Genomic DNA, 12,767 nt, shown 5'->3' with positions numbered 1-12,767 from the left:
GATCGAAGGAGAGCGATCGCGAGTTTGGGACCAAGCAGAAAACAGGATGCACGCTCAAAAAGCTTTATTAGTAAGTCTTTTGGGTAGTGATTAGAGTTTACCAACTAGCAAAGTAGTAGAAGAAAGAAAGAAGGAAGAGGGAAGAAAGAAGAAGGGGTAAATATTGAAAAAAAAGGGAAAACGATATAAATAACTATCTCAAATGAACTGAGGTAGCTATTTTTAAGCATATCCTATCAATATCTATCTTAAATACTAATTAGGGCTTGCTGATTAAATATCAAAGTATTTATAGGCAAAGGTTTTAGCATTTTTAGGTCTAAAAAAGTGCGTTTGTTTCAGTCTAAAATGCTCAAAAAGGAGCGCATTTTGGGAGAATTATGGCAGAACAATCAAGGTACTATTCTTCTGACTACTTCTTCTATAATTCCCATTCCTCCTGACTTCACCGATTCACCAATTCTGGCTCCTACCCTTACCAAAAAAAAAAATTCAGCAAACCTTAATTATTAATTATTAATTATTAATTATTATTCCCTTTTCCCTAGATCGAGATAGAAATAAGCAGCTTTATCTTGATGGTTTAAATTAATAATTTCCTGAAATATTTGAGTAGCTTCCTCTATTTGTTGAGAGTAGTACTTGATAACTCCTGCTTCAAATAATGTTTTAGTTTGTTTTTTAAGTTCGATTATTTCTGGGGGGTCTGCATCAAAAAATTCAAACAAAGATACAACATCTTTTTTTCCTTTGACTTTAACTTTACCAAGAAATCTGTAGTTATATTTTGTATAATCTTTAAGCTCAATAAATGTCTTTTGACTAATAATTAAAGAAGCACCATATACCTTAGTTAAATCTTGCAGGCGAGAAGCTAAATTGACAGCATCGCTAATGACAGTAGTATCCATCCTGTTTGTACCACCCACTGTTCCTAACATTAAAGAACCTGTATTAATTCCGATACCAATAGTAATAGGTGATTTCTGATATTTATTACGAATAATATTGTATTGATTAAGTTCTGAAAGCATCCCTATAGCAGCTTGGACAGCATCATCAGGACACCGACCAAATAATGCCATAATAGCATCACCAATATATTTATCAATAAAACCATAATTAGCAGTAATGAATGGTTCCATACGAGAAAGATAATTATTAATAAATTTAAAATTTTCTGCTAAAGTCATGCTTTCTGAAAGAGTAGTAAAAGCACGAATATCAGAAAATAAAATTGACATTTTTTTTTGTACAGATTCTCCCAAGGAAACATCTACAATACTTTCATGGCCTAAAAACCGGAAAAACTGTTTAGGAACAAAGCGACTATAGCTTTGATTAAGTTTAGATAACTCAATATTTTTCAGTTCTAATTGTTGGGTAAATTTAATTCTTTCTACTTCTGCTTTTTTTCTTTCTGTAATTTCTTGAAAAGTGGCGATCGCATAGATTAGTTGACCAGTATCATCAAAAATTGGACTTGCTGATACTTCTACAGGTATGATTTTTTCTCCTTGACGAATTTCCATATTATCAACTGTAGAATTTTCCCCTTTCAAGGCTTTGAAAATTGGCTGTTGTTCAATAGGATAAAATTGTTCTGTTCCGGCTAAGTAAATATGATAAATTTCAGGAATTTGCTCTGGAGTAGTTTCAGCTACTATCCCTTTACCAAAAATATTTTTTGCAGCTTGATTAATATAGAAAGGTGTACCATCAGCATCAATTACAAAGACTCCTACTGGCAAAGTCTCTAAAAATTTTTCTAGTCTTTTTTCACTATCATATAACTGTTGAGCTGCTTCTATTAATTTTTCCTGTTCGAGTGCATCTTTTAACTGTTGAACATAATTTATGGTTTTGTTAATTGTAATTTCTAAATCATCTAAATTGATGGGTTTAGTTAAAAAATCAAATGCTCCTAGATTCATTGCTTTTCTCACAAGAGTCAGATCGCTAGAAGCAGAAATAATTACTGTTTTCAGTGTAGGATGGCGAATATCAGCAAGGGTAGATAGTAGAGTAATACCATCCATTTCTGGCATGGTAATATCAGTTAATATAATATCTATATCTGGTTCAGATTGTAACTTTTCTAGAGCTTTTAAACCGTTAGAAGCAAAAATAAATTGGAGGTCTTTTTTCCTAATTCTTTTTCTAAATTTTTGGTTTATGATCAGTTTAAAGGATTCTTCATCATCCACAACCAGTATTTTTGCTGGCATAACTTCATTTAAGTTAGAATTATCTTTTCTTTTGCGGGTTTAATACCCTATCGTCAACGGGGGGTGCTTAAAATTGTTTGGGGTTTGTAGACGCGAAGTTGCGTGTTGAAGACCATCTATAAGCAATTTTCCCTTCTGCCTTCTGCCTTCTTCAATGTATTACCAATATAGTCAAAAAACTAAGTGGGGTATACTAAACTTTACCATATTTTAGCTGCTGCAATTAAATTAGTGGCTTGGCAACTGTTAACAGGTCTAGAAAAAAAATATCCTTGTCCATATTTACACTTGAGTTTTCTTAGTAAAGACAGTTGAGTAGCTGTTTCTACACCTTCAGCAATGACATCTATTTCTAAACTTTTTGCCATACTAATAATTGCTTTAGTAATCTCTAAGTTCTCTGGTTCAGAATCCATTCTCATCACAAAAGAACGGTCAATTTTTAAAGTATCAATGGGAAAATTTCGTAGGCGACTTAATGAAGAATAACCAGTACCAAAATCGTCAATATTTAACTGTATATTCATCCCTTTTAACTTGGATAATATTTCCATAACAATTTTCTCATTTTCCATAATTGTAGTTTCAGTAATTTCTAATCTGAGGCTATGATAATCTAAAAAAGTACAACATAATATTTCATCAATTTGTTCTACCAGTTGAGTTTGAGAAAATTGTTTACCAGAAAGATTAACACTAATAGTTAAAGATTGAAGAGGGAATTGTTTTTGCCAATCATAAGTTTGTTTACAAGCTTGTTTGAGCGTCCACCAACCAATGGGTACTATTAATCCTGTTTCTTCTGCAATAGGAATAAACTCATTTGGAGAAATTATTCCTCGCTGGGGGTGTTTCCATCTTAGTAATGCTTCAAAGCCACACAGTAAACCTGTTTCTAACAAAATAATTGGTTGATAATATAACTCTAATTCATTCAATTTTAAAGCTTGTCGAAGGTCCATCTCTAATTTAAGTTGTGCTAAATTATCGGCATACATTGATGGATTAAATACTTCCTGACGAGCTTTTCCTAGAGTTTTAGCATGATACATGGCTGTATCTGCATCTCTGAGAATATCTGTAGGATTTTGATAATCTTGATTGGGAAAAGCAATACCAATACTTGCACTTGTATAAACTTCTTGATTGTTTATTTTAAATGATAGTTGTAGCAATTTTTGAATTCTTTGAGCTATATTTTTAACATTATCTTCAGACTGAATGTATTCTAATAATATAGCAAATTCATCTCCTCCCATTCTCGCTACAGTATCATTATAATGCAGTTCTTTTGTGAGTCTATTTGCCACTTCAATAATTAATTGGTCTCCAGCTAAATGCCCTAAGCTATCATTAACTACTTTAAATCTATCTAAATCTATAAAAATAACGGCAAATTGATATTGATGATATCTCTTGTATCTAGAAAAAGCATGAGATAATCTATCCATAAACAATGCCCTATTGGGTAATTGAGTTAGGGAATCATGAAAAGCATCATAGATTAATTTTTCTTCTGCTATTTTTCTTTCTGTAATATTATGACAATTAACTATAATACCTGTTATATTATCATCCAAAATCAAGTTAGTGAATACGGCTTCAAATATTTGTAAATCTTGTCGTTCATTGATGATTTTTAGTTCATTGACATACTGTTTTTCTGCTGGTTTTTCAACTGTTTTTTGCAAAATATGTTTGATTAATTGACGATCGTTAGCATGAATAATATTGAAAATTGATATATTCAAGTTTTTATGATTAAAATCATCTAAAAATCTTTGGGCTGATGGACTAGAATAAATCATTTTTCCATCAGGATTTAAAATCATAATTAGATCTACAGAATTTTCAATTAATGCTCTAAATCTTTTTTCACTTTTACGCAATGCCTGTTGTTTTAATAACTCTTCATGAGCTTTTTCTGTTAATTTTTTTTGCTTTAGTGCTTCTTTCTCCTGTTGCACAGCTTTGAGTGTTTTATTAAGAGTAATTTCTAAATCATGTAAATCTAGAGGTTTAGTTAAAAAATCAAAAGCCCCTAGATTCATAGCTGTTCTAATAGTTTTCAAATCCCCATAAGCAGAAATAATGACTGTTTTAATTGTTTTATTTGGCTTTTCTGATAGCTTTGCCAATAGTGTTATTCCATCCATTTTCGGCATATTAATATCAGTAAACATTAGATCTATACCAGTTTCATTTTCAATAGCTTCTAGAGCTTCTACTCCATTATAAACAAACACAAATTCAAATGTTTTTTGGATAATTTGCTTCCGGAATTTTTGGCAAATTAATGATTTTAAATCTGGTTCATCATCAACTACAAGTATTTTTGATAACATGATTTTTATGCTTGATTTTTTGTATTATAATGCCAGTATTTTTTGTTTGATTTTTTCAAAATCAATTGGTTTAATTAGATAATCATCTGTACCATATTTTTGGGCAATTTTGTAGTGTTCATCATAGCCGTGGGCAGTCAACATAAAAACTTTGATTTTATTGTATTTTTCTTTGATTTTTTTGAGCATTTCTAAGCCATTTATTATAGGCAAATTAATATCAGATATAATTAAATCTATGGGATCACTTTCTTGACAATCTAGGTATGAAAGTGTTTCAACTGCTGAGATAAAAAAAATAAATTTGAGAGAACCAGATCTAATTTCTTTTCTAAATTTTTTACTGAATAAATACTCCATATCTGGCTCATTATCTACAATTATTATTCTTTTCATTTAACTAATTTTAATAAAGTGATAGTATTATCTACAGAGTAAGCTCATTATTTTGTAAATTATTACTTGTGTAGATCCTTTCTGACAATGATACCATAGGTGAGTTAAGATTTTTAGAGTATTTTCATTATAAATATGTATAAACAAAGGTTGAACACCAAATTAATATAAAGTTGCATAGGATAATATTTTAATCAGAGTTTACTGTAGCTCGAGACAGAGAAGCTAATAAATTTCATAATTCTATACAGCCTCATATAAAATTGCTATAAAGTCAATTCAGTTATAAGTGCCTTCTTCAATTTCAGAAACCCTAATACATTTAACCTTCAACTAATATTGCTTTACAATTCCATTTTTTTTCCTTTTTTTTGCCATGGTTGAGGTCATTTCAGTTATCAGTTAGCCTTCTCCGGAGGAACTGCGTTCACAGCACCCCTGCAATAAGGAGGCTTGAATTCTCTTTTCTCTTAGTCAATTAAAGATGGCGAGGTTTCCTCACCATCTCTAGACCGCTTTTTATCCCCCTTAAAAAGCTATGCTTTAGACCATAATTTCTCGGTAAATATTGTATTATATAATTAAGTCATGTTTTCCCAAATATTCCATTGGCCAAATATAGTATTTCTACTTAGTGAAAACTGTTTTATTGTAGTCCTAATTGGATAATTTTGATCGCTTAATTGAATACCCAAAAGCTTGTTCAATAATTGATAATTGATAATTACCTTTTCCTAAAAGGAAGAGGATTGAATAAAAGGAAAATTTTTTCTTCTCTTGGTAGATTGGATATGGCAAAGTTTCCTTGCCATCTTACCCTATGGGAAGCTACGCTTTTTCCTACGGAATGCTCCACAAATATGGCTGCGACAGCCGTTAACGTAGTTATGCGCTAGCAAAACGACCACTTTTTTCTCCTTTAAAGGAGAGGCTTTAAAGCTTTATTATTCGGCAAATAACTTAGTTATATTTGTTTTTTTCTTCAATTCTATTTAACAGTTTTTCTATTGCAAATTCTAGTGCCACTATGCAGAAGTAAAAAGTCAAAAGATTGATTTGTAATTTTATCAAATATACAATTAACGTAAGTATTCAGCCGTCAGCTATCAGCTATCAGCTATTATTTTTAGTTTAGGATAAAAGCTTTTATTAATTGTCTTACTGCAAAAGTTGGCTCCTTTGCCTTTAATATCTAAATTAATTTAAAAACTGTCCTATATGAGAGACTCTTGTTGCTGTTTGCGCAGCATTCCGCAGGAAAAGCTGACAGCTAATAGCTGAATGCTTACCAATTAACTTTACAGAAAAATTGTGGTTTAAAGCTTCCATTTTAAGGGAATAAAAAGAAAAACTTTCCTTTTCGTCAATCCTCCCCTTTAAAAGAAGAGGTAATAATTAATTATGAATTGTTGAATTACCTACTTACTAAGAAGCTTGACAGAGAAAAATCCTAATATAGCGTTTCCCAAAGTCGTTAGGTACAGTTATCTTTTTGTTTTTTTATTCCCTATTCTCTGTTCCCTCAAACCTAAAATTTTGTACCTCATAAGTGTGAGAATTGCGATACTTTGCTAACTTTGCCTAAAAAAATTATATCTAAATAATATAATACCAAGCGTGAAAAAAGAATATTACGAATAGTTTGGTCAACAAAAATGGTTAAAGTCAGATGTATATTTAGCACTTGGAGAATTATTTCAGGGTCAAAAATTATAATAACAGCTCAATCTAGCTGACTACTGACTATTGACTACTAGAAACAGTTCCAGTATTTGTAGCAAACATTTATCACGCTTGGTATAAACAGTAAATTGAGCCATAAAGATCCATGATATTCTTAAGCTTGAAACTATATGCTCAAAAAAAAGGTAAGCAGGAAGCTAGCTGATAGCTGACAGCTGAATGCTTAAAAAAAACAGTCACATACAGAGATTCCTAATTAAACACAAATTTATGCAACTAATTGATTGGCTGATTGTTTTAATATACCTCATCTTAACAATGTGGATGGGACTATATCTTTCTCGCAAAGGCTCAAAAAGTTTAGCAGACTTCTTTGTTTCTGGGCGATCGCTTCCTTGGTGGTTAGCTGGCACAAGTATGGCAGCGACAACTTTCTCTATAGATACTCCTCTCTACATTACTGGAGTTGTAGCTAACCGAGGAATTGCCGGTAATTGGGAATGGTGGATTTTTGGTATTTCCCATGTAATAATGATCTATATTTTTGCCAGAATGTGGCGACGTTCCGAAGTTATTACTGATGCGGAATTAACTGAACTTCGTTACGGTGGAAATATGGCTGCTATTCTCCGGGGAGTTAAAGCTTTTATATTTGCTATTCCAATGAATTGTATTGCCATTGGTTATGCTATGTTGGCTATGGTTAAAGTTGTCGAAGCATTAGAAATTTGGCAGAATTTAGGCATTGATGCTAGTGAAAATAATCTCAAATTACTAAGCGTTATTGGTGTCAGTATTTTTGTCTTAATTTATGCTGGTTTATCCGGTTTATGGGGAGTAGTTGCCACAGATTTTTTCCAATTTTTCTTAGCACTATTTGGAGCAATAATTGTCGCTTTTTTTGCTGTTAATAGTGTGGGTGGTATCCAAGAATTAATTACAAAAGTACCCGAAGTAATGCCAGATAAAGATATTTTATCCCTTTCACCTTTAACTATTGGTAAAAATGGCGATGCTTTGATTAGTTTTAGTAAAACAGCAGGCATAACTGCCAGTACATTTTTTGCTTATATTGCACTTCAATGGTGGTCTTGGCGACGAAGTGATGGAGGTGGAGAATTTGTACAAAGATTTGCCGCAGCTAAAGATGAAACAGAAGCAGAAAAAGCAGCCTGGTTATTTAATATCATGCACTATGTTATTAGAACTTGGCCTTGGATTTTAGTAGCTCTAGCATCCATTGTAATTTACCCTAATTTAGAAGACCGAGAATTGGGTTATCCCAAATTAATGATTGACTTTCTTTCTCCAGGAATTTTAGGTGTAGTTGTTGCCTCTTTAGTCGCCGCATTTATGAGTACAGTTTCTACCTCAATTAACTGGGGAGCTTCTTTTATTACTAACGATCTATATAGAAGATTTATTAAACCCGATGCGACTCAACCACAATTAGTTTTAGTAGGGCGACTTTCCTCTCTATTAGTAACAGTTTTAGGAGGAATTGCAGCATTTTTAGCAACAGATGTAGCCACAGTATTTAGATTAGTAATAGCCATCGGAACAGGTTCAGGATTAGTATTAATTTTACGTTGGTTTTGGTGTCGAGTGAATGCAGCAGCAGAATTAACAGCTATTGTCGCTAGTTTCTTTGTAGGGATGACAACAAGTTTAGTTCCTGCTTTGAAAATTGAAGACTTTGGTTTACGAATTATGTTTATTACTACCACCGTAACATTACTCTGGGTAACAGCAATGTTTCTCACCCCACGAGAGTCTGATGCAACTTTAGAGGGATTTTATCGACGAACACTTCCCGGTGGCCCTGGTTGGAAACTGCAAAGGATGAAAACAGGTTTATCTCCAGCACAGGATTTAAGTAAAGATTTACAAAAAGTACTGGCATCTATACTATTATTATTTGGAGCACTCTTGGCAACTGGTGGCTTTCTGTTGCTCAAGCCAAACATTGGCTGGATATTCCTAATTATTGGAGTTTTCGGTTGGTTTTGGTTGCGACAGCTCAATAAATCAAAAATTTTGCCCATGCCAAGACCAGGATTAGATGATGATGATTTTATCTAGTCAGGAGTCAGGAGTCATTTCAGTTATCAGTTATCAGTTATCAGTTATCAGTACCTCTACCTGAAGTATTGGGATTGAAATATTGAACTTGATTTTTTTTCATCCCCTTAAAAGGGGCAGGAGACCTTATTTTTTGGTCAGGAGTCAGGAATCAGGAGGGAAGACTGCCTACTGCCTAATCCCTCTTACAGAAATTACAGCGCCAGGTATATGAAGTACAGAGATTAACAATTAAATGAATGCAAGTGCGGGCATCTTGCCCGCGACGGATGTACCTCATTAAAGTGGAATCTTCTGTATCAAAGCCCCCGTGCATCCCCCAAAATTGGGGGACTTTTACCAGCTAATGGATTCTTGTTCCCCCCAGAATTGGGGGGTTAGGGGGGCAAAATGCTGTATCAATTCTTTTCCCCTACTGCCGTACAAGCGATTCACGAATCGCCCCTACCCCCTACTCCTCTATTTAATTAATACAAAAACCATGCAAATTTTTCGTCAATATATTGCTCCATTCATAGTTGTAGTCATATTTTTAATCGCTATGGTAGCAGTCAGCGCTCGTATCTTTTTACCAGGAGATCTAGCAGCACCAGCTCCCACAGAGGAATTAAGTTCTCCTCAAGAAGAAGCAATGCTATCCATGCCCAATGTTCATTTCTGGTAATGTTCAGTGGTTAGCAAGTTAATTCCAAATTACCAACTTCGTAAGGGTTCGGGTATAGATAGGGCAATGCTGGTTAAATTTATGCATCGGACTTATCAAGAACTTTTTCCAGAGCAAAATTTTAGCCATCTTGCCAAAACAGTCGATCGCTACTTGTCAACTCAAACTCCTATTTGGTGGGTTGAGGTAATGGATAAACCAGCAACTTCACCAATAGGTTGTCTGTGGTTGGGGAATGCCATAGACCAGGTAGAGGGCGATCGCGTAACTCATATATTTCTGCTGTATGTGTCCCCACCCCATCGGCGACTTGGTATCGGTTCAGCTTTAGTTACCCATGCAGAAAATTGGGCAAAAGCTAGGGGCGATCGGCAAATTGGTTTGCAAGTATTTGTCTCTAACCAACCCGCTCTTAATCTTTACCACAAGTTAGGTTTTCAGTCTGAGTCTATGTTGATGGTAAAATCTTTAAGAATTTAGAATTTAGAATTCTATCATGTCCGTTGGTATCGTTAAGAATGTAGAATGTAGAATTCCGTTGGTATCGTTAAGAATGTAGAATGTAGAATTTAGAATTTAGAATTCTATCATGTCCGTTGGGGCGCGTTTGTGTATAAAAGTTGGGGAAATATCTACCGTCATATTGCGAAGCAAACTGCTGTTTGCTGGCGCATAGCTCCGAATTGCCCCCCTACTTCTTCCTTCTTCCTTACCGAAAAATTCTGGTCTAAAGCCTCCCCTTTTAAGGGGATGAAAAAAAATCGATTCAGTATTTTCAAGCCTCCGACTTTAGTCGGAGGTTCACTGATAACTGATAACTGATAACTGATAACTGATAACCTTCTCTATACAATACCGATGCTACCGGACATGATATGAACCACATTCCTTGTAAGGACTTTCTATGGAACGCCCCTACTTTGGTCTACCCAAATGAAAACTTTTGTATAGCGCTGCGCGCAGGCAACAGGCAATAGGCAACAGGCAACAGGGGGAATAAAAAGCTTATCATATAAGACTTTTAGCTATTGGACACTTCCTGCAATTTGTAAATATGCCAGCGCACATTGCTATAGTTCTGATTAAAACTATTTTTTGACCAACAGGACTTACGCAGAAACCGGGTTTACGAACTAAGAATTTATGAAATTCTTACTTTTGATTTTTGACTTTTGAATTTAATTGTGACTTTTGAATTTTGAGTTGAATTCTTACTTTTGACTTCTGACTTTTGACTTTTGAATTTAATAATGAGGTATCACTAAATGACTCAAATTGAACACAAAAACCGCCCGTCTCTCATCAAAATGGCCACCTTATTGGTCTCTTTATATCGCCAAGTGCATTTTTTTCCAGACAAAACCTACGAATATAACTATAGTTATCTACCACCCTTGGCAATGACCAATGTCCCAGAATTATTAGGACTCCCCATTTTACCACAGGGAGCTTTTCCGAATATCATCTGGATATTTAAGGTTCTATATTACCTGATTATAATTGTTATTAATAACTATCTTTATAAGCGGGAAAATTATTTGAATCAATTCCAGAACGATTGGGCTGAACTCAGTCGAGATATAGAATATCTGGACAGTGATATTAGTCAACCGAAAACTCAAGAAAATCTTCAAGCTTTAGTTGAAAAATTAGAAGCAAGTTTACAAAAAACTTTCCCTACTTTGAAGGAAAAGCGAAGCAAATCTGAGGGAGTTGTGCAAGAATCTTTGCAAAAATTTGATAGTACAATTACTCAACTATTTGGAATTAGGCAACGGGAAAAATCAATTGCTTTTGATGAGAAGTCTATTATTGAACGTCTAGAAAATATTGTGAAGTTCGTTGCGAAAATAGATGAGGAAATAGATGAGGAAAAAAATACAGAGACATCAGAATCTCTCACTCTTGATGACTACAATAAGTTGTACCAGATTATCAAAAAACCTGCTATTTCCGATCGCTTTACCGAAGACCTGATTTTTGCCTATTTACAAGTTGCTGGACCAAACCCTCTTGTTTTAGAGCAATTTACTCAAATGGATTCTCGTTTACCGATTACTCCAGAAAAGTATACAGCGATCGCAGCCAAATTTGGAGTCACAGATTCTTTATCTAATGCTTTAGCAGAAGGGCGGCTTTATGCTTCTGATTATAAATTACTAGATGGTTTACCCAATGGCAATTTCATCAACGACAATCTTACCCAACAAAAGTATATCTCCGCTCCCATTGCCTTGTTTGCTGTTCCTCCACAGGGGTCTTCTTCTCGTTCCTTATTTCCAGTAGCTATTAGCTATCAAAAGACTACCATTAGTAAAGACTGGGTGTTGTTTACACCGCTAGATGTTGATAGTCAGCAGGAACCTTGGATGACTGCCAAAAATATTGTGCAAATGGCAGATTCTAATTATCACGAATTGATTTCCCATTTAGGTCGAACTCATTTAGTCGTTGAACCTTTTATTGTTCCGACCTACAATAATTTGCCAGAAAATCATCCTTTGAGAGATTTGCTGATTCCCCATTTCGAGGGAACTGTTTTGATTAATTATGGTGCCCACGCTATTTTAATTGCTCCTGGAGGAACAATTGATTCAATCTTAGCTAGCACTATCGGAGCAGATCAATCTATTACTGGGAAAGGAACCCAGAGTTATTTATTTAACTTTAATGCCATTGATTTTCCTGAAACTTTAGTCAATCGCGGAGTGAATAATTCTGAGACTTTACCTATTTATCCCTATCGAGATGACGGCAAATTAATTTGGGATGCTATTCATTCCTGGGTTAATGATTATATGTCTATTTACTATGCTGACGATGCGGCTATTGTGGCAGATCAAGACTTACAAAATTGGGGAGCTACCTTAGCTTCTTTAGACGGAGGACGAGTACAAAATTTTGGAGAAGATAGTCAGGGACAAATTAAAACCCGAGATTATTTAGTTAAAGCAGTCTCTACGATTATTTTTACTGGCAGTGCGCAACACGCGGCAGTTAATTTTCCCCAAAAAACTTATATGATGTATGTTCCCGCATTTCCTTTAGCTCGTTATCTGATGCCACCTACTAGCATTGAAGATTGTGAAAGTTTTATACAGGGACTACCGTCGTTAAGTCAAGCTCAAAGTCAGATTGATATCCTCTACCTACTTGGTTCAGTTCACTATACGCAACTGGGTAAGTATCGTGCATCTGCTTTCCCAGAAAATGAGCAATTACAAGCGGCTTGGAAAAAATTTCAAGAAAATTTGAATGCAGCAACGACTATTATTAATGAAAGGAATCAAAGTCCTGAGCGTTTGATGCCTTATGAGTTTTTGCTCCCAGAGAATATTCCTCAAAGTATCAATATTTAGGGTTTGCTTT

General features: G+C 34.4%; 8 protein-coding genes. 5 read left to right on the top strand and 3 right to left on the bottom strand.

Annotation, left to right across the window (positions count from 1 at the left end):
* Nucleotides 1-94: hypothetical protein (locus AC3DU7_RS11055; protein ID WP_488039403.1), on the top strand; the 94-nt coding region annotated here is incomplete at its 5' end.
* A gap of 436 nt (nt 95-530) precedes the next feature.
* On the opposite strand, the gene AC3DU7_RS11050 is transcribed toward AC3DU7_RS11055, so the two are convergent.
* The 3 genes from AC3DU7_RS11050 to AC3DU7_RS11040 form a co-directional block, all read right to left on the bottom strand.
* Nucleotides 531-2,228: a response regulator gene (locus tag AC3DU7_RS11050; protein WP_488039402.1), complete on the bottom strand. Its 1,698-nt coding sequence runs from the start codon at nt 2,226-2,228 to the stop codon at nt 531-533.
* A gap of 200 nt (nt 2,229-2,428) precedes the next feature.
* Complete coding sequence (locus AC3DU7_RS11045) at nt 2,429-4,573, bottom strand: putative bifunctional diguanylate cyclase/phosphodiesterase (RefSeq protein WP_488039401.1); 2,145 nt, start codon at nt 4,571-4,573, stop codon at nt 2,429-2,431.
* Nucleotides 4,574-4,597: 24 nt separating this feature from the next.
* The gene (locus AC3DU7_RS11040; protein WP_488039400.1) at nt 4,598-4,969 is read right to left on the bottom strand and encodes a response regulator; all 372 of its coding nucleotides are present in this window, start codon (nt 4,967-4,969) and stop codon (nt 4,598-4,600) included.
* Nucleotides 4,970-6,922: 1,953 nt separating this feature from the next.
* Here AC3DU7_RS11040 and AC3DU7_RS11035 point away from each other — a divergent pair.
* The 4 genes from AC3DU7_RS11035 (at nt 6,923) to AC3DU7_RS11020 (ending at nt 12,757) form a co-directional block, all read left to right on the top strand.
* On the top strand, nt 6,923-8,734 hold the full coding sequence (locus tag AC3DU7_RS11035; RefSeq protein ID WP_488039399.1) for a sodium:solute symporter family protein: 1,812 nt from the start codon (nt 6,923-6,925) through the stop codon (nt 8,732-8,734).
* 481 nt (nt 8,735-9,215) lie between these two features.
* Nucleotides 9,216-9,398 carry a hypothetical protein gene (locus AC3DU7_RS11030; protein ID WP_488039398.1) on the top strand — a complete coding sequence of 61 codons (183 nt, stop codon included), beginning with the start codon at nt 9,216-9,218 and terminating at the stop codon, nt 9,396-9,398.
* Nucleotides 9,399-9,464: 66 nt separating this feature from the next.
* Nucleotides 9,465-9,878: a GNAT family N-acetyltransferase gene (locus tag AC3DU7_RS11025; protein ID WP_375340080.1), complete on the top strand. Its 414-nt coding sequence runs from the start codon at nt 9,465-9,467 to the stop codon at nt 9,876-9,878.
* 785 nt (nt 9,879-10,663) lie between these two features.
* A complete protein-coding gene (locus AC3DU7_RS11020; RefSeq protein ID WP_488039397.1) occupies nt 10,664-12,757 on the top strand; it encodes a lipoxygenase family protein in 2,094 nt (697 codons plus the stop codon).
* The last annotated feature ends 10 nt before the right edge of the window (nt 12,758-12,767 follow it).

This window comes from Okeania sp., assembly GCF_983059655.1.
The sequence above is the reverse complement of the archived record's forward strand: the minus strand, read 5'-3'. Positions and strand labels throughout refer to the sequence as shown.

Excerpts from the sequence above, each read along its gene's own strand:
- AC3DU7_RS11050 (WP_488039402.1), bottom strand. The coding sequence starts at position 2,228 with ATGCCAGCAAAAATACTGGTTGTGGATGATGAAGAATCCTTTAAACTG.
- AC3DU7_RS11045 (WP_488039401.1), bottom strand. The coding sequence starts at position 4,573 with ATGTTATCAAAAATACTTGTAGTTGATGATGAACCAGATTTAAAATCA.
- AC3DU7_RS11040 (WP_488039400.1), bottom strand. The coding sequence starts at position 4,969 with ATGAAAAGAATAATAATTGTAGATAATGAGCCAGATATGGAGTATTTA.
- AC3DU7_RS11035 (WP_488039399.1), top strand. The coding sequence starts at position 6,923 with ATGCAACTAATTGATTGGCTGATTGTTTTAATATACCTCATCTTAACA.
- AC3DU7_RS11030 (WP_488039398.1), top strand. The coding sequence starts at position 9,216 with ATGCAAATTTTTCGTCAATATATTGCTCCATTCATAGTTGTAGTCATA.
- AC3DU7_RS11025 (WP_375340080.1), top strand. The coding sequence starts at position 9,465 with ATGCTGGTTAAATTTATGCATCGGACTTATCAAGAACTTTTTCCAGAG.
- AC3DU7_RS11020 (WP_488039397.1), top strand. The coding sequence starts at position 10,664 with ATGACTCAAATTGAACACAAAAACCGCCCGTCTCTCATCAAAATGGCC.